The organism is Kitasatospora sp. NPDC041917 (assembly GCF_055589745.1).
In genome coordinates this window covers 44229-65667 of sequence record NZ_JBVJBI010000038.1, presented here as the reverse complement: position 1 = coordinate 65667, position 21439 = coordinate 44229, and the positions used below count along the sequence as shown (strand labels likewise).

Annotated in this window: 21 protein-coding genes; 9 read left to right on the top strand and 12 right to left on the bottom strand. The window is 75.1% G+C overall.

Annotated features, from left to right (window positions below):
• Nucleotides 1-114 precede the first annotated feature (114 nt).
• The 3 genes from ACZ6EM_RS32225 to ACZ6EM_RS32215 form a co-directional block, all read right to left on the bottom strand.
• A complete protein-coding gene (locus ACZ6EM_RS32225; RefSeq protein ID WP_465773896.1) occupies nt 115-1437 on the bottom strand; it encodes a non-ribosomal peptide synthetase in 1323 nt (440 codons plus the stop codon).
• Nucleotides 1438-1630: 193 nt separating this feature from the next.
• Nucleotides 1631-2956 carry an MFS transporter gene (locus ACZ6EM_RS32220; RefSeq protein ID WP_401053623.1) on the bottom strand — a complete coding sequence of 442 codons (1326 nt, stop codon included), beginning with the start codon at nt 2954-2956 and terminating at the stop codon, nt 1631-1633.
• A gap of 479 nt (nt 2957-3435) precedes the next feature.
• Nucleotides 3436-4560: a PP2C family protein-serine/threonine phosphatase gene (locus ACZ6EM_RS32215; RefSeq protein WP_452177762.1), complete on the bottom strand. Its 1125-nt coding sequence runs from the start codon at nt 4558-4560 to the stop codon at nt 3436-3438.
• Between the two features lie 140 nt (nt 4561-4700).
• On the opposite strand from ACZ6EM_RS32215, the gene ACZ6EM_RS32210 reads away from it, so the two are divergent.
• Nucleotides 4701-5063: a hypothetical protein gene (locus ACZ6EM_RS32210; RefSeq protein WP_465773895.1), complete on the top strand. Its 363-nt coding sequence runs from the start codon at nt 4701-4703 to the stop codon at nt 5061-5063.
• A 38-nt stretch (nt 5064-5101) separates the two neighbouring features.
• Here the strand turns inward: ACZ6EM_RS32210 and ACZ6EM_RS32205 are convergent, their stop codons facing one another.
• Entirely contained in the window at nt 5102-5767 is a 666-nt protein-coding gene (locus ACZ6EM_RS32205; protein WP_465773894.1) for a maleylpyruvate isomerase family mycothiol-dependent enzyme, read from the bottom strand.
• A 71-nt stretch (nt 5768-5838) separates the two neighbouring features.
• Here ACZ6EM_RS32205 and ACZ6EM_RS32200 point away from each other — a divergent pair, with 71 nt between their 5' ends.
• The gene (locus ACZ6EM_RS32200) at nt 5839-7026 is read left to right on the top strand and encodes a LysR family transcriptional regulator (RefSeq protein ID WP_465773893.1); all 1188 of its coding nucleotides are present in this window, start codon (nt 5839-5841) and stop codon (nt 7024-7026) included.
• Here the strand turns inward: ACZ6EM_RS32200 and ACZ6EM_RS32195 are convergent.
• Nucleotides 6939-8093: an erythromycin esterase family protein gene (locus ACZ6EM_RS32195; protein WP_465773892.1), complete on the bottom strand. Its 1155-nt coding sequence runs from the start codon at nt 8091-8093 to the stop codon at nt 6939-6941. The genes ACZ6EM_RS32200 and ACZ6EM_RS32195 overlap by 88 nt on opposite strands.
• Before the next feature lie 144 nt (nt 8094-8237).
• Here ACZ6EM_RS32195 and ACZ6EM_RS32190 point away from each other — a divergent pair, with 144 nt between their 5' ends.
• Together ACZ6EM_RS32190 and ACZ6EM_RS32185 are read left to right on the top strand one after the other, a co-directional pair.
• Nucleotides 8238-8957 carry a TioE family transcriptional regulator gene (locus ACZ6EM_RS32190; protein ID WP_401051905.1) on the top strand — a complete coding sequence of 240 codons (720 nt, stop codon included), beginning with the start codon at nt 8238-8240 and terminating at the stop codon, nt 8955-8957.
• A gap of 34 nt (nt 8958-8991) precedes the next feature.
• A complete protein-coding gene (locus ACZ6EM_RS32185; protein ID WP_465773891.1) occupies nt 8992-9411 on the top strand; it encodes an SgcJ/EcaC family oxidoreductase in 420 nt (139 codons plus the stop codon).
• Nucleotides 9412-9512: 101 nt separating this feature from the next.
• Here ACZ6EM_RS32185 and ACZ6EM_RS32180 read toward each other — a convergent pair whose 3' ends face one another.
• Complete coding sequence (locus ACZ6EM_RS32180) at nt 9513-10367, bottom strand: AfsR/SARP family transcriptional regulator (protein ID WP_380541222.1); 855 nt, start codon at nt 10365-10367, stop codon at nt 9513-9515.
• Between the two features lie 281 nt (nt 10368-10648).
• Nucleotides 10649-11377, bottom strand: coding sequence for a ScbR family autoregulator-binding transcription factor (locus tag ACZ6EM_RS32175; RefSeq protein WP_465773890.1), 729 nt, complete (start codon nt 11375-11377; stop codon nt 10649-10651).
• A gap of 461 nt (nt 11378-11838) precedes the next feature.
• Between ACZ6EM_RS32175 and ACZ6EM_RS32170 the strand changes: the two genes are divergently transcribed.
• Complete coding sequence (locus ACZ6EM_RS32170; RefSeq protein ID WP_452177757.1) at nt 11839-12837, top strand: ScbA/BarX family gamma-butyrolactone biosynthesis protein; 999 nt, start codon at nt 11839-11841, stop codon at nt 12835-12837.
• Between the two features lie 383 nt (nt 12838-13220).
• Nucleotides 13221-13751, top strand: coding sequence for a DUF5959 family protein (locus ACZ6EM_RS32165; RefSeq protein ID WP_465773889.1), 531 nt, complete (start codon nt 13221-13223; stop codon nt 13749-13751).
• Between the two features lie 7 nt (nt 13752-13758).
• Here ACZ6EM_RS32165 and ACZ6EM_RS32160 read toward each other — a convergent pair whose 3' ends face one another.
• Both ACZ6EM_RS32160 and ACZ6EM_RS32155 read right to left on the bottom strand, forming a co-directional pair.
• The gene (locus ACZ6EM_RS32160; protein ID WP_465773888.1) at nt 13759-15258 is read right to left on the bottom strand and encodes an MFS transporter; all 1500 of its coding nucleotides are present in this window, start codon (nt 15256-15258) and stop codon (nt 13759-13761) included.
• Nucleotides 15258-15746 (bottom strand): MarR family winged helix-turn-helix transcriptional regulator, encoded by a 489-nt coding sequence (locus tag ACZ6EM_RS32155; protein ID WP_380630730.1) that lies wholly within the window; start codon nt 15744-15746, stop codon nt 15258-15260. The genes ACZ6EM_RS32160 and ACZ6EM_RS32155 overlap by 1 nt, the downstream gene beginning before the upstream one ends.
• Before the next feature lie 83 nt (nt 15747-15829).
• Between ACZ6EM_RS32155 and ACZ6EM_RS32150 the strand changes: the two genes are divergently transcribed.
• Nucleotides 15830-16498 (top strand): response regulator, encoded by a 669-nt coding sequence (locus ACZ6EM_RS32150; RefSeq protein ID WP_465773887.1) that lies wholly within the window; start codon nt 15830-15832, stop codon nt 16496-16498.
• Nucleotides 16499-16610: 112 nt separating this feature from the next.
• Here ACZ6EM_RS32150 and ACZ6EM_RS32145 read toward each other — a convergent pair whose 3' ends face one another.
• The 3 genes from ACZ6EM_RS32145 to ACZ6EM_RS32135 all read right to left on the bottom strand — a co-directional run bounded on the left by ACZ6EM_RS32145 (nt 16611) and on the right by ACZ6EM_RS32135 (nt 20150).
• Nucleotides 16611-17864, bottom strand: a complete 1254-nt coding sequence (locus ACZ6EM_RS32145) for a sensor histidine kinase (protein ID WP_465773886.1) — start codon at nt 17862-17864, stop codon at nt 16611-16613.
• 160 nt (nt 17865-18024) lie between these two features.
• Nucleotides 18025-19416, bottom strand: coding sequence for an FtsX-like permease family protein (locus ACZ6EM_RS32140; protein WP_465773885.1), 1392 nt, complete (start codon nt 19414-19416; stop codon nt 18025-18027).
• A 5-nt stretch (nt 19417-19421) separates the two neighbouring features.
• Nucleotides 19422-20150, bottom strand: coding sequence for an ABC transporter ATP-binding protein (locus ACZ6EM_RS32135; protein ID WP_465773905.1), 729 nt, complete (start codon nt 20148-20150; stop codon nt 19422-19424).
• Nucleotides 20151-20532: 382 nt separating this feature from the next.
• Between ACZ6EM_RS32135 and ACZ6EM_RS32130 the strand changes: the two genes are divergently transcribed.
• Entirely contained in the window at nt 20533-20694 is a 162-nt protein-coding gene (locus tag ACZ6EM_RS32130) for a hypothetical protein (protein ID WP_465773884.1), read from the top strand.
• Nucleotides 20691-21419 carry a hypothetical protein gene (locus ACZ6EM_RS32125; RefSeq protein WP_465773883.1) on the top strand — a complete coding sequence of 243 codons (729 nt, stop codon included), beginning with the start codon at nt 20691-20693 and terminating at the stop codon, nt 21417-21419. Before ACZ6EM_RS32130 ends, ACZ6EM_RS32125 begins: the two co-directional genes overlap by 4 nt.
• Nucleotides 21420-21439: the final 20 nt, after the last annotated feature.

Here is a 21439-nt window from a genome sequence, read left to right as displayed (position 1 = left end):
CGTCGCGGGAGTTCGGGGCCCGCGGGGTGGGGCGTGCGGTCGGACGCCTGCGGTCAGGCCCGTGCGGGCGGGTGGACGACGCGGTCGGGCGGCCGACGTGGCCGGCCGGGCGCGTCAGGCCTGCGGGACCGGGACCGGCCGGGTGTGCAGGTGGTGCCGCAGCACGGCGAGCAGTTCGCCGAAGGCGGCCCGGGCGTCGGCCTCGGGGAAGCGGTCGCGGTCCCAGGCCAGCCGGATCAGCAGGTCGTCGCCGTGCGAGGCGGAGACGGCCAGCGGTGCGGCGAGCGGGCGCCCGTCCAGGTGGGTCTCCCGGCCGGGGGTGCCGCCGAGCACCAGCGGTGGACGGCGGTGCAGGTCCTCCATGGTGAGCAGGCCGTCCAGGGCGCCCGACCACGGGGCCCCGGCGGTGCGGGCGGCGCGGACCACCTCGTCGAAGGGGGTTCCGGCCTGGTCGAGGTCGTCCCACCAGGCGTCCGCGAGGGCGTCCAGGTCCGCGACCGGACCCGAAGTCGCCGGGTGCACCAGGGTGTTGAGGAAGCAGCCGAGCGCGGCGGGTGCGCCCGCCGGTCGTCCGCCCCACGGGTAGCCGAGCGCGAGCGGCCCTCCCCCGGTTTCCGGCCGGGCCGCCCCGTCCACCCCGTCCGCCCCGTGCAGCCGGTGCAGGGCCGAGCCGACCGCGTCCAGCAGGGCCGGGAAGACGGCGCCGCGGGCGGCGCCCCCGGCGGTGGGCAGCCGCTCGGTGAGCATGCCGGTGGACGTCGCCGCGCCGCCGCCCGCCCCGGTCAGGCCGCCCAGCCGGCGGCCCCAGTGGGCCTGGGCGGCGGGGCCGCCTGCGGCGTCCTCGGCGGCGAGCTGCAGTTCGACGGCCTGCCGGTAGTCGGCCAGCGCCCGGGGGTCGGGCCGGTCCGCCGGTGGCTCGTCCCGCTCGTACGCGGTACCGAGTTCGGCGGTGAGCAGGCCGAGCGACTGCTCGTCGCAGGCGGCGTGGTCCAGTGCGAGGGCGAGCAGTTCCTCGTCCCCGTCCGGGTCCGCGGCCACCAGCAGGCGCAGCGCGGGTCCGTCGCCGGGCCAGTTCGACAGGGCCTCGCGCAGCGCCGCACGGGCGGTGCCGCCGGGGGCGACGGCGATCCGGGCGGCCTCGGCCGAGGGGCCGCCGGTGCGCAGCACGGGTGTGCCGCGCACGGTCGCGAATCCGCCGCACAGCGCCGGGTGGTGGGCGGCCACGGCGGCCGCGGCGCGGGCCAGTCGGCCCAGGTCGAGGGTGCCGCGCGGGTAGGCGAAGAACAGCGGGACGACGTCGGTGCGGCTCTGCGGAGCGAGTCGGCGGGTGATCAGGAAGCGCCGCTGGGCGCCGGTCAGCGGGAGCAGCTCCACCGGGGATTCGGCGGCGGCGGAGCGGTACCGGGCGAGGTAGGCGGCGGTGATGCTGGCGTGCACGGGAACGGTCTCCGGTTTCCGGTCGCGGCTCGGGTCGGGGATCGGTCAGGGGGATCGGCCGGTGCCCTGCTCGGGTCCGGGACGTGCGGGATCGGGTTCGGTCGGCAGAAGGGTTCAGGTGCGGTCGGCAGAAGGGTTCAGGTGCGGTCGGCAGGAAGGGTTCAGGTGCGGAAGGCGCGGGTGGGGCGGCCGGTCAGGACGTGCCGGGGCTCACCGCGCTCTCCTGGTCGGTGGCGTCCGCCTCTGCGTCCGCGTCCTGCCCGGCCGTACGGTCGGGGCCCGGCAGCTCGCGCATCCGCCGCAGCGGGGAGAGCAGCAGCGGCAGCGGCACCAGCAGGAAGCCGGCGGCGCAGAGCCAGAGCGCGGTGCGCGGCCCGGCCGCCTCGGCGACCACGCCGCCGATCAGGGCGCCGATCGGCAGGGTGCCCCACACCAGGAACCGCATGGTGGCGTTCATCCGGCCGAGCAGCTCCGGCGGGCAGATGCTCTGCCGGAAGCTCACCTGGGCGACGTTGTAGGCCACCGCGCCGAACAGCACCACCCCGGAGGCCAGTCCGAACAGCACCACGCCCGCACCGCCTCCGGACAGCGGCCACAGCAGCGCGAACGGCGCCGTCACCACCGTGGACAGCCAGATCAGCCGGGCCTGTCCGATCCACCGGGCGAGCTGCCCGGCGCACAGCGCGCCGGCCAGTCCGCCGACGGCGGAGACCGACAGCAGCACGCCGATGGCTCCCGGCGACAGGTCGAGCACCCGTACCCAGAACACCGTCTGTACGGCGGTCAGCACGGCGGAGAACAGGTTGGACGTGGCGGTGGCGGTCGCGATCGCCCGCAAAAGCGGGTGGCCGAGCACGAACCGCACGCCCTCCCCGACCTCGGCGCGCAGCGAGCGCCCCGGCTCGGGCTCCGGCCGCGGCTCCTCGACCTTGATCCGGACGAGCAGCAGGGCGGAGGCGAGGTAGCCGCAGGCGTCGGCCACGATGGCGAGCGGCGCCCCGAGCAGCTGGACCAGCCCGCCGCCGAGGCCCGGCCCGGCGATCTGCGCCGAGGAACGGACCGTCTCCAGGGCGCCGTTGCCGCCGACCAGTTGCTCGCGCGGCAGGACGGCGGGCAGGAAGGACTGGTGGGCGACGTCGAAGAAGACCGTCGCCACCCCGGTGACCAGCGCCACCAGGTAGAGCTGCGGCATGGTCAGCACCCCGAAGGCGGCAGCCGGCGGGATCGACCCGACGGCCAGGCAGCGCACCACGTCGGCCCGGATCAGCACCGGAAGCTTGCGCATCCGGTCCAGCCAGGCGCCCGCGGGCAGGCCGACGAGCAGGAAGGCGGCGGTCTCGGCGGCGGTCAGCAGACCGACCTCGAACGGCGTGGCGTCGAGCACCATCACGGCCACCAAGGGAAGGGCGACCAGGGTGACCTGACTGCCCGTCTGGGCGGCCGCGGCTCCGGTCAGCAGGAGCCGGAAGTCGCGGTGGCCGAGCAGACGGGCCTGGCGGGGGCTGGGCTTCTCGTTCATCGGTGCGACTCTCGGTCACCCCTTCGATACGGGGCAAGCACCAGGTCCGTTTCCGGACGGAACGCAGGTCGGCCGAATCCCGCCACTCCCCCGGCCCGCCTTTGCGCGCTCCTTATGACCGCTTCTCCTGCCGTCACGCCGCCCGCGGCGTCCGTCGGCCTAGGCGGCACCGGCCGACGGGCACTCCGACCGGCTCCGGGCCCGTCCGTCCATTTCCTTGTCCGGTATTCGGACGCCACCTTTCCAGCCACCGGACGGAGAGGCTCAACTTGGCCGGATTCCATGGAGTAGGGCCAGGCCGTCACCTCATCGTGATATCGGCGTGACCGTAGCGAGCCGTAGACAAGGTGACCGGACGGTCACGGACCACCCGAGCCCGACCCGGTCCGCCACCCGTCCCGCCCCTGTTCCGCCGACCGGTTCGCCGCCCCTGTTCCGCCGCCCGTTCCACCGACTGCTCCGCCGCCCGCCAGCCGCCCTCAGCCGCCCGACTCCGCCTCCGCCTCCGCCCGGCGGGTGATCGCCAGCACCGCCATGTCGTCGTCCCTGGGCCCACCGGTCCACCGCTCGACGTCCGCCACCAGCGCGTCCAGCACCTCGCCGGGCCCGGCGAACGGCCCCAGCGGGGCCAGCCCGAGCACCGGGTCGTAGAACTCCCCCGCCGTGTCCCGGGCCTCGGTGACCCCGTCGGTCACCAGCAGCAGCGTCCACCCGGCCGGGAACGGCCGGCTCTCCGGCGCCGGGCGCGCCACGCCCAGTCCGCCCATCCCCAGCGGCAGCCCCGGATCCGCCGCGTCCAACCGGCGCACCGGGGGCTCGCCCCCGCCCCGCGGGTACGGGTTCAGCAGGTACGGGCCGGGGTGCCCGCAGTCGAGCGTGCGCACGCTCTCCTCCCCCGGCGGGAACTCCACCAGCAGCGCGGTGATGAACCCCTCCAGCCGCAGTTCCTCGCTCATCCGCTCGCTCTCCCGCAGCAGCGAGTCCTCCAGCGCGTCCGCGAGCGCGGCCAGGTCCGGCAGCCGGTGGGAGTCCTCGCGGAAGGCGCCCAGCAGCACCGAGACCGCCCCGACCGCGTGCAACCCCTTGCCCCGCACGTCGGCGATCAGCCCGCGCACGCCGTACGGGGTGACCTGCAGCGCGTACGCGTCGCCCCCGATCAGTGCCTCGTCCTGGGCGGCCCGGTAGCAGGCCGCGACCGACAGCCGCCCCACCGCCGCGGGGGGCTCCGGCAGCACCGCCCGCTGCGCCGCCTCGGCCACCGACCGCACCCGTGCCAGCCGCCGCCCGTGCCGGGCCACCACCCGGTTCACCCCGATCCCGAGCAGCGCCGCGAACGCCGTGTTCGCCAGCTCCAGGAAGCCGGCCCCGGTCCCGATCGACCCGTCCTGGGTGGACAGCAGCAGGATGCCGAGGACATTCGCCGCGCCCACCGCGACGGTGTCCCGCAGCGCCAGCAGCGCGCCCGCCAGCACGGCGGCCGCCGCCAGCAGCGGATCGCCCCAGTAGTCGGTCGGGTCCAGCGCGTTCCACACCAGCCCGCCGGCGGTCAGCAACCACGGCGCGACCCGCACGTACGGGGGCCACTGCACGGACCTCGGGGCCATCGGCGACCTGGCTTCCGTCTCACCACCATCCGGAAGGACTTCTTCCGATCGTAGGCACGGGCCCCCGGAACCCGCACGACGGCCGCCCGGGCGCTCGCTGGGCTCCGGCCCCGCAAGGTCCGAGACCCGAGGAGAACCGGATGTCCATCTTCGCTTCCTGGCTGTACTTCGCCGACGACGGTCACGGCAACGCGCCTGCCCCGAGGATCTCCCAGGGCTCGCACGTCAGCCCCGCCGAGGACGACCGCCGCGGGGGCCGGCTGGAACTCGGCGTGATCCCCAACCACTGCCACCCGGACGTCCGGTTCGGCGACGCTCCCGAACCTGAGGGCGGCTGGCCTCTCCCGGTGGAGTACCTCCGGCTGGGCCTCGGCGGGCCCGCCCCGGACGACCCGGACGGCGCGGACGGCACCGGCTCCCGGGCAACGGTGATCCTGGACCGCGCCCAGGTCGAGCTGTTGCACGCCACCCTCACCGAGTGGCTGAACACCGACCGCCGGTAGCGCGCCGTTCGCCCGTACGCCCGTACACCGATCCGCCGCTACGTGGCGTCCGCCGTGAAGCGTCCCGCGCCGGGCCCCGCCAGCAGGCCTTCCGGCACCCGGCGCCCGTACGCGAGCAGCAGCAGGTGCTCCGCCCGCCCCGTCACGGTGAGCGACCCGTCGCCGTACGCCCAGGCGGTGTCCGTCGCCACCAGCCGGACGCCGTCCAGCCGGGCCCCGAAGAACCGCAGGGTGCGGGGTGAGACACCGGCCAGCAGGGCCTTCGTCCGCGCCGCCGGCAGCCGGGCGGGCAGGCCGAGCGCCACCGTGATGTCGAGGCCGTGGACGACGTCGTGGGCGAGGGCCGCGATCGGGCCGCCGACCGGTGGGCGCCAGGGGTGGTCGGCGTGGTCGGCCATGGCGGCGGCGAGTTCGCGCTCGGTCATGGCGGCCGCGTCGCGGCGGGCGATCCGGTCGGCCATCCGGTGGACGTTGCCGCCGGAGCGGGCGAGTTCGAGGAGCGTGCGCGCCGTCGAGTGCCGGAAGCCGGTGCTCATGTGCGCGGCCACCTCGCGGATCCGCCACCCACCGCACAGCGAGGGCGAGTTCCACTGCTCCGGGGCGAGGTCGGCGAACACCCGGGCGAGCTCGCGGCGCTCGGCCGCGATCTGCTCGCGGATCCAGTGGATCTGCCCGGTGTCCTGGTTCTGCGGCACGGTTTCCATGCGCCCAGCCTGCGGCCGGAACCGTACACCCGTCCAAGACCGGGAAGTTCTGGCACTTATGATCGGGAGTTATGGAACTGCGGCAGCTCCAGTACTTCGTCACCGTCGCCCAGCACGGCAGCTTCACCCGGGCCGCGCGGCTGCTGCACCTCACCCAGCCCGGGGTGAGCTCCCAGATCCGGCAGCTGGAACGGGAGCTGGGCCACCCGCTGCTGGACCGCTCGGGCCGCACCGTACGGCTCACCCCGGTCGGCGAGGCGGTGCTGCCGCACGCCCGGGCCGCGCTCGCCTCCGCGGCCGCGGCCCGCCGCGCGGCCCAGGAATTCGGCGGGCTGCGGCGCGGACACGTGCGCCTGGGCATGGTCGCCGGGGCGGCCCTGACCCCGCCGTCCGAGCTGGGGACCTTCCCCGGGCTCGCCACCACGCTCGCGGCGTTCCGCCAGGAACACCCCGGCATCGACTTCTCGCTCACCGAGGACACCACCACGCGGATGCTCTCCGCGCTGCGCGACGGCCGGCTGGACCTCGCCGTGGTCGGCCTGCCCACCCCGGGGAACGGGCCGGAGGGCGACGACGGCGGGTCGTCGCTGAGCGGGCTGGCGCTGCACACGGTGCTGGAGGTCCCGCTGGTCGCGGCCTGCCCGGTGGACCATCCGCTCGCGGACGCCTCGGGCGCGGGACCCGCCTCGGGCGCGGGATCGGGCACGGGCTCCGTCCACGGCTCGGGCGCGGTCCCGGGCACGGGCGCGGGCACGGGCGCGGGCACGGGCGCGGGCTCCGCCGGGGGCTCGGGAAGCGGGGCCGGTGTTGCCGCCCCCGACCGGGACGCGCTGCCGGTCGCGGCCCTCGCCGGACACGCCCTGGTGAGCACCCCGCGCGGCACCGGCCTGCGCACGGCGCTGGAGCGTGCCCTGGCCGAGGCCGGCGTCGAGGCGACGGTCGGCGTCGAGGCGGCCGCGCCACCGCAGTTGGCCGAACTCGCCGCGCACGGCCTGGGCGTGGCCGTGCTGCCGGACCCGGGCCCGCTGCCCGGTCTGCGCGTACGTCCGCTGACCGACCCCGTCCCCCGGGTCCGGATCGCGCTCGCCTGGCCGACCGGACAGCCCTCCTCGCCGCCGACCGCCGCCCTGGTGGCCCACCTGCGTCAGGCCTACCCCGGACCGGCGGCCGCTCAGGCTCCGGCCGTCACCGCCGCGCCGTCGGCGATGTGCAGCAGCGCGACCGCGCCGTCGAGCACCTCCCGGTCGAGCGGGAAGTAGCCCTGCCGCGGGACGGTGTCGGTGCGGGTACGGGCGTCGGCCGGCAGTGCGGTGTCCGTCAACTCCCAGGCCGCACCGCGTCCCCGCAGGTGGGCCTCGTACGTCCCCGGCGCCGGCTCGGCCAGTCCGAGCGCCTCGCTGCGCCCCAGGCTCCCGGCGACGAAGGCGTAGCGCTCGCCCAGCAGCGCGCCGACGGTGTGGCCCGCACCGGTCCACCGGCAGTCCAGCTCGCCCAGCGCCCAGGCGCTCGGGTTCCGCTGCACGTGCCGGTTGTGGGCGAAGAGCAGGGTCGGTCCGCGCCGGGCCTCGATCTCGCGGATGTCGAGGAGGTTCTGCGCCATCAGCGCGTCCCGCACGCCGAGCAGGGCGCTGATCCGGGCGCTCGGGGTGCGGCCCCGGACCGCCGACTGGGCGTGGTAGCGCAGCAGTCCGATACCGGCGGCCAGCCGGGCGCGGGCCTCGTACCACTCGGCCGGCGAGGTCGATCCGATCAATTCCGGTGCCCGCATGTGGAGTTGGAGGAGAAGGTCGTCGGCGAGGCAGCGCAGCCGGGCGGCGTCGGTGGTGTCGCCCGGCGACTGGGCCGGGTCCATCACCGCCTCCGTACGGCTCCAGTGCTCGTCCTCGCCCGCCACACCGGCGACATCGAGGTCGAGCCCCAGGTAGTCGCGGGCGTATTCGAGGTAGCGGCGCGGGCTGGGGGCGCTGGTGTTCTCGGTCGGGATGTCGAAGCCGTGGAGGGCCAGCCGCTCCCCGGACGGCCGCTGCCGGTTGAACTCCCGCATCCAGGCGACGAGTCGGCGGTTGGGGGCGAGTTCCCCGAAGCCGTGCGTGAAGCCCTTCCGCATCGCCGATTCGAGAGTGCCGACACCCTCCCGGACGTAGGCGTCCACGGCGAGGGCGGCCACCCGGTCGGTCTCCAGGGCGATCGACCGGAAGCCCCGGTCGACCAGCCTGGCGAACAGCTCGTTGCGGACCAGCCCGAACGCCGGCTCCTGATGCGTCGGCTCGCCCAGCCCCAGAAGCTCGCACGCGGGGGTGATGAAGTCATACACGTCCTGGTTCATGGACCTCAAGCGTATCCTTGAAGGAACGGTTGAGACTTTTCCCGCTTCTGTCCCCCAGCCGCCGACGAAAGCCTCAAACAGCCCGAACGATCGATCGGCTTCGCACACCCCACCCGACCCGGAATGGGAGACGACCGGACGACCATGCGACCCTCCGACCTCGCGCGCGAGCACGGCATCTCGACCCAGGCGATCCGCAACTACGAGCGCGACGGCTGCCTCCCGCCCGCCGAGCGCACGCCCACCGGATACCGGATCTACACCGAGCTGCACGCCGCCGCCCTGCGCGCCTACCTCGCCCTCGTCCCGGCGTACGGGTACCCGACCGCGGGCTCGGTCATGACCGCCGTCCACGCCGACCGGATCGGCGAAGCCCTCACCGAACTCGACCGGGGCCACGCCCAGTTGCTGCGCGACCGGGAGACCCTCGCCGCCGTCCGCGAGGCCGTCGGCCACCTGACCGGCGGCGCCGCCGCCGGAACCGGGCTCCCCGCAGCGCCCGGCCCCCGCTCCGTCGGCGAGGTCGCACACCGGCTCGGCGTCACCCCCGCGACGCTGCGGGCCTGGGAGGCCGCCGGCATCCTCACCCCGGCCCGGGACCGCGCCACCGGCCACCGCCGCTACCTCCCCGCCGACGTCCGGGACGCCGAACTCGCCCACCTGCTCCGCCGGGGCGGCTACCTGCTGGACCACATCGCCACCGTGCTGCGGCAGATCCGTACCGCGGGCGGCACCGGCGAGCTCGCCGCCGCCCTGGACGGCTGGCAGCAGCGCCTCACCACCCGGGGCCTGGCGATGCTCACCGCCTCCGCCCGCCTCGACGACTACCTGGGGCTGCGCACCGGAACGCCCCGACCGGCTTGACCTCAAGGCCACTTGAGGTACCAGAGTGATCCACATGAACACCGAAGCAGCAGCCAACGCGCAGGCCGCCCCCGAGGCGGACATCCAGGCCATCGAACGGGTCGTGGCCGCCGTCGAACGCGCCCAGCGCGCCAAGGACCCGGACGCGTTCCTCGCCCTGTTCCACCCCGAAGCGATCTGGACCACCGCGCACGGCAAGGTCCTCCTCGGCCTGGACGCGATCGCCGAGTTCACCCGTGCCGTGCTGCCCGCCGCGACCTGGGACGGCGACGTCACGTACGAGCCGGCGCACATCCAGTTCCTTCGCCCCGACGTGGCCGCCGTCAAGGTCCGCCAGGTCTACCGGTCGCCGGAGGGGGACTCGGAGGGCGCACCACTGTACGTCATGACCAGGCAGGATGACGGTCGGTGGCTGCTGCACGCCTGCCAGAACACCGGCGTGCTCGCCGAATAGCCACCGGGTCCGCCGCCGTCCGCCCCTGCCCGTCCCCGCCCGTCCCCGCCGGACGCCGGCGCCGCGCCCCGGGTCGGCCGACCCGGCCCGACCGGCCCGGCTCAGCCGACCCGGGTGAGCCGGGCGGTGCGGGCGCCGGCGCCGTCCGCGAGCGCGCCCGGCTGCTCCTGGTCCGCACGTTCGGGGCCGGCGAGCAGGATGGAGCGCTGGAGCCGCCGCAGCGCCGCGGACGGCTCCATGCCCAACTCCCTTACCAGAGTGTTCCGCAGGCGCTGGTAGGCCTCCAGCGCCTCGCCCCGCCGGCCGGAGCGGTGCAACGCGATCATGTACTGGCCGTGCAGGCTCTCATGGGTGCGGTAGCGGTCGATCAGGACGGTGAGTTCGGCGAGCAGCACCCGGTGCCGGCCGAGTCGCAGGTCGGCCTCGATCCGCTGGTCCAGCGCGCAGAGCCTGATCTCCTCCAACCGTCTGGTCTCGACGGCGAGTTGGCCGCCGACCGGGACGTCGGCGAAGGCCGGTCCGCGCCACAGCGCGAGCGCGTCGGCCAACTGGCGGGCGGCGAGCGGAAAGTCGCCCCCGTCCATGGCGCGGTAGCCGTGCCCGGCGAGGCGGTCGAACTCCTGGAGGTCGACCAGTCCGCCGCCACTGTTCAGCATGTAGCCGCCGGCGGAGGTGACCAGGACGTCCTTCGCGCAGGAGGCCCCCGGGCCGCCGTCGCCCTGGGCGAGCGCCCGGTCGATGAGGTCGCGCAGTTGGAGCACATAGGTCTGCACGGTGGTGCGGGCACTGCGCGGCGGGCGGCCGGACCACAGCTCCTCGGCGAGGACTCCCGCCGGCACGACCTGATCGGCCCGTAACGCCAGCAGGGCGAGCACCTGCCGCGGCTTCGGCGCCGACGGCACCACCGACGCCCCGCACAGTCGGACCCCCAAGGACCCCAGCACCCGGATCTCCACGACGACCACCCCATATCCAGACGGATCGGCAGCCCCGACGGCCGCCGGCCGGGCGGGTGCTCCGCTGTTCACCGTCCACGCAGGTCCGCTGGAAGGTCGGTCGAGCACCCGACGCCCATCCAAAAACAGGACAGACGGTTTGTCAATACAAAACCGAACGCGCTGTTTGTTTTTGGGCGGAGCAATCCCCACTGGAACCGGACGCCGGACCGCCCGTCCGACCTCGAACCGCTTCGGACGGGGCCCGCACGGACCACCCGGGCCGCCCCGAGCGCCCCGACTCAGGCCGGTCCGACGCCGGCCGCACCCGCCCCGTCCGGACCATCCGCCCCGCCCGCCCCGCCCGCCCCGTCCGAGCCGGACTCCGCCACCCGGGCCGCCGCGAGCTCCGCGACCACCCGGGCGCCCCGGTCCACCGCGAGGTCGAGCGTGGCCAGCACCCCGGGCACCGCGATACTGGGCATCACATGCTGGTACAGCGCGGAGATCCGGCGCTCCAGATCCGCCCGGCCGGACATCTTCTGGGACTGGATCTGCACCCCCGTCCAGGCCCCGGTGACCAGCCACGCCGTCTCGGCGGGCACCACCTGGGGCAGCAGCTCACCGCGCCGGCCCGCCGTCTCCAGCACGCTCTCGGCCCGCTGGATCCAGCCGGGCGCCGCACCGCCGCTGAAGTCTCCGAACACGTCCTGGCCGAGGGAGAGCCGCGCACCCGCGCTCAGGACCGGGTCGCGCGGCATGAGATGGGCGACCACCATCCCGAGGTCCACGAACTCCTGGAGCTTGCACTGCCGTTCGGGAATCTCGTCCCGGCCGAACTGCTCCTCCACGACCCCCTGGGCGAGCTCCCGCTTGGAGGCGAAGTGGAAGTACACCGCGCCGCGGGTCACCCCGGCGCGGGCCACGACCTCGCCGATCGTCGCCCCCTCGTACCCGTACTCGTCGAAGACCGACGCCGCCGCCTCCAGGATCAGCCGACGCGTCCGGACCGCCCGCTCCTGTCGCACCACCGCAACCACCCCACCCGAAACGCTCGGCAAACAAAACCAAACACCCCGTATCTTACCCGCCGCAGTCGACGGGGGTCCCTGCATCCCAGGTCACATAGGGCCGTCCTCAAGTGGACTAAAACCGCGTGGACGGTATGGGACGAACAGATGGCCGACATCTCGCCGCCAGCCCCCATATCCGGAGCAACAGCTCCCACTTGCGCCCGGGGGGACGACGAACGATCCAGTCATAGCAATGGACCTGACAACTTTGGCCATCGACATTCCCACAGGTCAAGCAGGCCCATTCGGTGAACCTGATCTCGGGGCAGCGACCGGCACACACCCACCGTGCCCGGCCGAACACGCTCGGCCGCCGACGAACCTTTGTTCTGGCTCCTTGAAAACCAAACCGGTAGGTACGTATCTTACGAGCCCTGAGCAGCCCACCCCGCCCATCACGGCCTTTCGGAGCGCTCCCCATGACTCTGCTTGCCTTCCGCACGCCCGCCTCCGCCCTCGCCGCCGGCCCGGACTCCCGGACGATCCCCGGCCCCGCCGCAGCAGCGGCCCCGGCGCCTCGCCTGACCAGCACCGTCGCCAAGGAGTACGTGCACCGGGCCTGCCACGCCGAGGTCTTCATCACCGGCAGCGAACAGCTGACCGACACCGCCTTCGCCGTCACCGCGCAGTGGCCGCGGGCGCACACCTTCTTCTGCACGCCGGACGGCACCCGGCACGACCCGATGCAAGCAGCTGAAACGATCCGCCAGGCCGGCCTCTACCTTGCCCACACCCGGTTCGGTGTACCGCTCGACCACAAGTTCATGATGTGGAACCTCGACTACACCACTCGGCCGCGGCAGTTGCCGATCGGAGCGGCACCGACCGACCTCACCCTGGAGGTCCAGCTCCTCGCCCAGCCGCGCCGCTCCGGCACCACGGTCGACTTCACGCTGGAAACCGTCGTCCGACGGGGCGCCCAGCTCGCCGCCACCGGGTACGCCCGGTTCACCACCGTCCCGGACTCCACCTACCAGCGGCTGCGCCGGGGGCGCCAGGGCGCCGAGCACCCCTCGGCGCCGACCGTGACCGCCGAGCCGCTCCCGCCGGCCCGGGTCGGCCGACTCCGCCCGAGCGACGTCGTCCTGACCCCGGCCGACGCCCCCGGCAGCTGGCACCTCACTCCCGACTTCCGGCACCCGATCCTCTTCGACCACGCCAACGACCACATCCCCGGCATGGTGCTGCTGGAGGCGGCCCGGCAGGCGGCCAACGCCCTGAGCAGCCCGGTCACCGTCACCCCGGCCGCCGCGGCCACCACCTTCCACCGGTACGCCGAGCACGACGCGCCCACCACGATCACCGCCCGGCACACCCCCGGCGAGGAGCCGGACAGCCTCACCACCACCGTGACCGGCCACCAGCACGGCGAACCGATCTTCACCACCGTGCTCACCGGCCACCCGGACCACCGCTGACCCGACGGCCGCCGCCGCGCCGACCGGGCAGCCGGTACGGCCCGAGCAGCGGTCCACACCCGCCGCACCACCGGACGCACCCCCCGCCCCGCCCCGCGGACGGCCCGCCCGACCTTCCCGGTCCGGCGGGCCGTCCGCGTCCGGGTGGGCAGTCCGGGTCCGGGTGGGCCGTTCGTCCGCACGCGGACCGTTCGCCGGCGGCAGGCAGTACGCGTCCAGGAGGCCGTCCGCGTGCCGACGACGCTTGCCGGGGCGGCGCCCCCTGACACCGGGCGTTTCCCGCCGGTCGGCGACGACCGGAACATCCCGATTCCGGGCTGGCACCGGGGCGAACACCTACGCAAGGATGTCAGCCCCTGATCCGCTGCCAACAGGAGCACGCCGTGAGCGAAGTCGCTTCGCAGCAGAACGAGTTGATAAGACTGACCGACCGCCCCGGAACCGACGACGCCCCCGGCCGCGACGGGCGGACCGGCGGCCGGAACGTCCGGGTACGGGTGCTCGGACGACACGCACCGGGCTCCCTGCTCGGACACGACTGGCTGGACTGCGAGATCACCGTCACCGCCGACTCGGTGCGCGGGCAGTTCGTCACGCTGGTGACCGACCGCCATCTCACCCAGTGGGAAACGGCTTTGGAGCGGCTCGGGCGCGGCGCCGCGGTCCGTTGGCTGGACGAGGAGCACGGCCCGGAACTGCGGATCGAGCCCGCGCGGCCGGGCGGGCTCTGGGTGACCGTCTCGGACTCGGAGGAATCGGGCGTCACGCTCCGGGTCGTCCTCTCCCCCGCACCGGACTGGCTGGACGAGCAGCGCGCGCTGCTCAAGCTCGTCCGGGAGGCCTATCCGGCCGAGGCGGTCGAGCTCGCCCCGGGCCTCCACGCCTGGCGCGGAACCCTGATGGAGGAGAGCTGATCATCCGTCATCCCCGAGTCCGCACAGGACGTCCCAACCGGCCGAGCGAACGGTCGGGCACGGTGAGGAGGAAGAGCAGGGCCGCGCCGCCGAGCATGAACAGCGCGAGGCGGTGCAGCCCGCCCGTGGTGGCACCGTGCGGGAAAAAGGCGGCGTTCGCGGCCGAGGCCGCCATCGCGCCGAGGTACATGAAGGTGCGCAGCAGCCCGGCCGCCGAGGCGATGGCGGCCGGGTCCGCCTGGTGGTAGAGGGCGGTCTGGGTGCCGAGCCCGATCAGCCCCTGCGAGACGCCCGCCAGCACACCCACCGCGATCAGCAGAGCACCCGGACTGCTCGCGCGCACCGACAGCAGGGCGGCACAGGCCGCGATCTGGCAGGCGGAGCCGACCAGCAGCTTGCCGCGCACACCCGGACTGCGGCCGGTGACCCCGGCGGCCGTGAGCGCGGTCAGCGACAGCGGCAGCAGCACCAGTCCGGCGGAGGCCGCCGACAGGCCGCGCCCCTCCTCCAGCCACTGGGTGTAGCCGTAGAGGAAGGCGTAGACGGAGGTGTAGCCGAGGACCTGGCGCAGGTAGGTGGCGATCAGCGGGCGGTTGCCGGCGAGCGACCGCAGGTCGATGAAGGGGGCGCGGGCCCGCCGCTCGCGGACGGCGAAGGCGACGGCCGCCAGGACGGCGAGCACCGGCAGGTACCAGCGCGCCGGGTCGGGCCGCATCAGGAACAGCATCAGGGCGAGCAGCAGGACCGCGAACAGCGCGATCCCGGCGTGGTCGAGGCGCTCCGGACGGTCGAGGTGGTCGCCGCGGCCGGACCCGCGTCTGCCGTCGGGCCTACCTCTGCCGTCGGTCCCGTCTCTGCCGTCCGGACGGCCGGAGCGGCGGTCGGTGACGGGCAGCCGGGCCGCGCCGAGCGCCAGACAGGCCAGTGACAGCGGGACGTTGACGGCGAAGACCGTCCGCCAGCCGCCCGCGCCGATCAGCAGACCGCCCAGGGTGGGGCCGACCACCGCGACGGTCTGGTTGGCGACGGCCAGCAGCGTCAGCACCCCGGTGGGACTGGACTGCCCGGTCCGCTCGGCCTCGGCACGGGTCAGGTGCATCGCGGCCGGGTAGGCCGCGGAGGTGCCCAGGCCGAGCAGCACCCGGGCGGCGATCAGCAGTCCGAGCGTCGGGGCGAGCGCGCCGAGCAGTCCGGCGAGGCCGACCAGGGCCGTCCCGGCGAGGTAGAGCCGGCGCGGCCCGTGGGTGTCCACGAGCCTCCCGATCACCGGCTGGCCGACGGCGGTGGCCAGGTAGAGCGCGGTGACCAGCCAGGCCGTCTCGGCGGGCGGCGCGCCGAAGGCGGCGCCCACGGGCACCAGGGCCACCGCGATCATCGACGAGTTGATCGGGTTGAGCGCCGAGCCGAGCACCATCGGTGCGATCAGCCGACGGTTGAACCCGTCCTCCGGAGCGGGCAGCCGGCGGCGGGACCGGAGCCGGGCCAGCAGGGCGGACGGACCGGCCATCACCGGTTCAGCCGGTCCATCAGGGCCAGTGCCTCCAGTACGGTGGCGCGCTCGGCCTCGGTGTAGTGCTCCGCCATGGCCCGGGTCAGCCACTCCTGACGGGCCTGGCGGCTGTCCGCGACGTGGGCCAGGCCCGCCTCGGTGAGGCTGACCACCTGGCGGCGACCGTCCTCGGGGTCGGGACGGCGACCGACCAGTCCGTGCTGTTCGAGCACGGCGAGAGTGGCGGCCATCGACTGGGGACGGACCCGCTCGGCGGCGGCCAGCGCGCTCGCGGAGGCCGGACCGTCGTTGATCAGCCGACTGAGCACGGCGGTCTGGGAGGGGGTCAGGTCGCTGGTCCCGCTCGCCTCCCGCAGCGTGCGGCGCAGTCGGCTGAAGACGGCCCGCAGCTCGCGGGCGGCCAGTGCCGCGGTGTCGGGCGCCACGGCCTCGGCGGGGGCTTTACGGGCCGCGGCGGCTTGGGGGCCGGTTCGCTTCTCGGTCATGGCTCCACGGTAATTTCATCAGTCTGGACTGTCCAGTCTGGACTGAAGGATTTCCCGGGAACGGCGGGCCGGATAATGACGGCATGATCGACAATCAGCTCCGCGTCGTCCTCGCCGAGGATTCGGTGATCCTCCGGGACGGCATGGTCGAACTCCTCACCGCCCGTGGGTGCGCGGTGGTCGCCACCGCCGGTACGGCGCCCGAGCTGGTGGCCGCCGTCACCGAGCACCGGCCCGACGTGGCCGTGGTGGACATCCGGATGCCGCCCACCCACACCGACGAGGGCATCCGGGCCGCGGTGGAGATCCGGGCCGCCCTGCCCCAGGTCGGCATCCTGGTCTTCTCCCAGCACGTCGAGACCGTCTGGGCGGCCCGGCTGCTGGCGGCCGGCGCAGCGGGCATCGGCTACCTGCTCAAGGAGCGGGTGGCCCGGACCTCCGAGTTCGTGGACGCCCTGCACCGGGTCGCCGCGGGCGGCACGGCCCTCGACCCGGAGATCGTCAACGGCCTGATGCACGGCGGGCGGCGCAGCCGGGTGGACGCGCTCACCCCGCGCGAGCGGGAGGTGCTGGAGCTGATGGCGCAGGGGCACTCCAACCGCTCGATCGCCACGGTGCTGACGGTCTCGGAGCGGGCGGTGGAGAAGCACGTGGCCGCGGTGTTCGGCAAGTTCGACCTGCCCGCGACCGACGCCGACAACCGGCGGGTCAAGGCCGTGCTCGCCTACCTCGCGGAGAGCGGCGCCTCCTGAGTCGACGGACCCGGAACGGCGACACCCCAAGGCCGGCGACCCCGAGACCGGCGGCCCCGGAGAACGACGGACCCGGAGGGCGACGGCCCCGAAGGCAATGACCGTGCCCCCGTCAAAGCCGGCCGGGCAACTCGGCACCGACCACCGTCGGCCCACCGGGCGGGCTGTCCACCCGCAGCGTCCCGTCCACCGCCGCGAGCCGTTCGGCCAGGCCGGCCAGGCCGGTGCCCGCACCGATCGCGGCGCCGCCGCGCCCGTCGTCGCGGACGGTCAGCCGGACCCTCCCGTCGGCCGCGGTCACGGTCAGCTCCGCCGACCGCGCGTCGCTGTGCTTGGCCACGTTGGTCAACAGCTCGGCCGCGCAGAAGTAGACGGCCCGCTCGATCACCTCCTCCGGACGCTCCCGCAGGTCCAGCCGGACGTCGACCGGCACCGGAGAGGTGGCGGTCAGCCCCGGCAGGGCCTGGGCCAACCCGCCGTCCAGTGCCACCGGGTGGATGCCCCGGGTCAGCCGGCGCAGGCCGGCGATGGTGTCGTCGGTCTGCCCACGGGCCCGGTCGACCAGGGTGCGCAGCCGCCCGAGGTCGGGCCCGCCCGAACCGGCCGGTCCGCCCCCGGAGGGAACGCCCTCCGTCATGACGTCGTCGGCGAGTGACAGGGTGATGGCGAGCGCGACCAGTTGTGCCTGGGTGCCGTCGTGCAGGTCGCGTTCCAGGCGCCGCAGCCGGTCGGTGTTCTCGGCCAGCAGGGTGGCCCGGGCGTTCTCCAGCTGACGCACCCGCTGCTGCGAGCGCACCGGCCCGAGCAGGGCGCGGGCGAGCGTGCGGTCCGCTCCGCCGAGGGCGCGCACCGCGGCGGGGACGACGGCCAGCACCGCGAGGCCGATCGGGACCGCTCCCAGGTCCAGCAGGCCGATCGACCGCGGGCCCGGCTCCATCATCCGCACCCAGAGCGGGAAGCCCACCAGCCAGACGCCGCCGAGCGGCAGCACGACCACGGCGAGGAACCCGAGCACGCCCAGCGGCAGCCGCAGCAGGAGGTAGAGCAGCGTCCGCCAGGCCACCGGGTCGGTCAGCATCGCCCGGCCCCGGGCGAACACCCCGGACGGGCGCGGCAACGGCGGCGGCGCGGGCACCTCCTCCCGGAGCAGCCGCCCGACCAGCCACCGGTGCAGCCCGCCGAGCCGTCTCGCCCCGAGCAGCGCCGCGGCCACGAACGGCAGGCCCAGCACGGTGAGCGAGAGCAGCGCCCCGGCATAGAGGACCGCGACGGCGTACACCCCGCCGAGCACCCCGAGCGGCAACCCGAGCACCGCGAAGGCCAGTTCGCCGCCGCTCACCGACCGGTACCGCCGCCGCTCAGCCACCGTCCACCTCACCGTTCACCCTCCGACCGGCCTCCAGCATCCACCAGGAATCCGGAGCCACCGCACCCACCTGCCCCTCCGTCCGGGCGGCCCCGCGAACCACCACGGCACCGACCCGGCGGCCCGCCCACCGTCGACGCCCGCCTCGGCCTCCCTCGTCTCACCGCCGTTCCCCGCCCGTCGACGCCACCGCCGGGCCGCCGACCGCCCACAGCCCCGTGCCCACGATCCCCGGTACCGTGAGCACCGCTGCTCCCAGCACCACCCGGGCGCAGGCCGCGCCCGGCACCACCGGGACCACCGAGCCCGTCACCGCCAGGCTGAACGCCCCCGAGGCCGCGGCCGCCACCGCCGCACCGAGCAGCACCCCGATCGCCGTGGTCAGGGCCGCCTCCACGGAGAGCATCCGCAACAGCTGCCGCCGCGTCGCCCCGACCAGGCGCAGCAGCGCGAACTCCCGGCGCCGCTTGGCGGTCAGCGCCACCAGGGTGTTGACCGTGGAGACCGCCGCGAAGCAGACCAGCAGTCCGAGCTCCATCTCGCGCAGCCAGATGTCGCTCTCCTTGGTGACGCTGGTCGCGGCACCCGTCGCCCGGGCCACGTGCTCCGCGGTGCTGGTCAGGGTCAGCATGGTGCCACAGAGCCCGACCAGCAGCGCGACCGGCACCACAGCCGAGGAGAGCCGGGCCGCGTAGCCGCGGAGGTTGGCGTCCGCCAGCCAGCCGGCCCTGGGCACGAGCGCCCGCGCCGGGGCGCCGAGCACGACCGCCAGGCCCTTCGCCGCCACCGGCCCCAGCAGTCCGACCGCGATCAGCAGCACCAGCGAACCGAGCAGCGCGGCCTGCCCCGCCTTGTCCAGCTCTCCGGCCGGCCGGCTCGCGGCCAGTCGCAGCAGCAACCCGCCGCCGGCGAGCACGGCCACCCCGGCGAGCACCCGCAGCGCGCCCGTCCGCCGTGGCCCGCCCGCGCCCTCGGTCAGCGCGACGGCCGGGGCGGGCCGGGTGATCCGGCGGGCCGCGACCGCGGTGGCCGCCAGGCCGACCAGCAGGGCCACCCCGAGCCCGACCAGCGCCGGTACCGGCGCCCCGGGTATGCGGAGCCCGGGTGCCGCCATGTCGCGCCGCTGGAGCGCGGCGAGGAAGGCCCGGGCCGCGAGGAAGCCCGCCAGGCCGCCCGGCACGGCCACCAGCAGGGCCGTCGCCACCACCTGCGCGCGCACCACCCGGCGGACCTGACGGGGCGTCGCCGCGACGGTGCGCAGCAGCGCCAGCTCCCGGTGCTGCTGGCGCAGCGTGAAGCCGAGCGCGTTGACCACGACGAACAGCGCGACCAGGACGGCGATCTCGCCGAACGCGCCGGCGATCAACACCAGGCCCGGCCCGGACACCGTCGTCCGGGACACCGCGGCCGGTGCCGTGACCTGCGCGGCGACCAGCGACCCGAACAACGTCACCGCCGCCACCGCCAGGAACAGCGCCGTTCCCAGCCCGGCGAAGGAGGCCGGGCGGCGGCGGATCTGCCCCGCCGAGAGGCTCAGCACGGGACTGCTCACGGCGCTCACCCGCCCAACCGGCTCAGCCGCTCGCCGACCTGCGCGGCCGTCGGCCTGATCAGCTCGTCCACCAGCAGGCCGTCGGCGAGCAGCAGCACCCGGTCCGCGTACCCGGCGGCGACCGGGTCGTGGGTGACCATCACACAGGTCTGTCCGTCGACGTCGACGCCCGCGCGCAGCAGGCCGAGGACCTCCTGCCCGGTGGCGCGGTCCAGTGCGCCGGTCGGCTCGTCGGCGAACAGCACCTCCGGCCGGGAGACCAGGGCCCGGGCTATCGCCACCCGCTGCTGCTGACCGCCCGACAGCTGCCCGGGCCGGTGCCGCTCGCGCCCGGCCAGCCCGACCCGGGCCAGCGCCTCCCGCACCGCGCCCCGCTCCGGCGGCCGCCCGGCCAGCCGCCCGGGCAGCTCGACGTTCTGCGCGACCGTCATCGCGGGCATCAGGTTGAAGGCCTGGAACACGAACCCCACCCGGGTGCGGCGCAGCTCCGCGAGCCGCCGTTCGGGCAGCCCGGACACCTCGGTGTCGCCCCATCGCACGGTGCCCCTGGTCGGGCGGTCCATCCCGGCCAGGCAGTGCAGCAGGGTGGTCTTGCCGGATCCCGACGGCCCCATCACCGCCGTGAACGTCCCCGGCGCGAAGCCCACCGACACCCCGCGCAGCGCCCGCACGGCCGCCGCGCCGCGCCCGTACTCCCGGTTCAGCCCGACCGCGCTCAGGGCCGCGCCCGTCATCCCGTCGTTCGCCGCCGCGGTGGCGGCTGTCGTCATCCCGTTCATGCCCTCCATCGTGGGCGTCCAGGGCCGGGAGATCGATTGTGCTGGCACCCGAATCCGGGGTTCGGAAAACCGAACCCCGCAGGTGGTGCTACGCCCCCTCGGGCCGGTCGCGGCACTGCCGTGGCCGGCTCCGGAGCGCTCCCGCCCGGTGGCCGTCCCCGTGCTGCGGCGCGGTCGGCGGCCCGAACGGTTCGCCCCCGACCGCCGCCCGCGGGCGGTCCCGCGGGGCGGGGACGGAGGCCCCGGCGGGCCCCGCCACGGCCTGGCGCACCCTCCCCCGCCCACCTGTCCCCACCCCGCCTCCCGTCGACTCCGCCCGACGGGGAATCATGATCCGGTGACCATCGACCTGCTGACCGGCCGCGGCGTCCGGCTGCCCGCCCCGGGCCGCGAGCCGCACCGGAAGGAGCCGTTCTCCTCCGGCTCCCTCCCCCGCTCCGCCCCCGCAGAGCACGACGCACCCGCCGAGCACGACGCACCCACCGAGGCCGCCGCATGATCCCCCTCCCGACCGGCACCGCCACCGGTCCGCACGACGCCGCCTACCTGCCCCGCCGCCGGCTGTCCCCGCGCCCGGCCGAGCGGCCGATCACCGCACCGGTCCCCAAGCTCGGCGGCGAGCCGTGCTGGCTGGCCGAGCCCACCTGGCCGCTCGCCCCCACCACCGGCGAACCGCTGGTGTTCATCGGGCAGTTCCCCGTCCCGGGCGAGCCGGGCCGGCTGGCGTACCTCTTCCTGGAGGAGGAGGACGAGATCATGGGCGGCCTCGACCCGGAGCGGGGCGACGGCCTGCTGCTCGTCCAGCCGGGCGGGCGCATCCCGCCGTTCGCCGTGATCGGCCCGCCCGGCACCCGGGGCCGTACGCTCTGGCGCTGCGAAGCCGACGGCGAGCGGACCCCGGTCGAGTACCACCTGGACGTGGTGCCGCTGTCGGACGACGTCGACCGGGCGATGGACCAGCGGGCCGCCTTCCAGCGGCACCTGCGCGACGAAGGCCCCGAGGTGCCCTTCCCGGACGGCGACCACGTGTACGACCATCTCGGCGGAGACCCGTCCTACGCGAACGGCCGGGCCCGGGTCCCGGCGCCCTGGCAGTACCTCTTCGCCCTCGCGGACGCCCCGGACGAGGGCGATCCGTACTTCCTCGACTTCGGTTACGGCAACGGCTTCGGCTTCCTCAGCCCGGACGGCCTGGAGGGCCGGTTCTGCTGGGAGGGGTCGTAGCCGGGCCCGCCCCTCCGCGT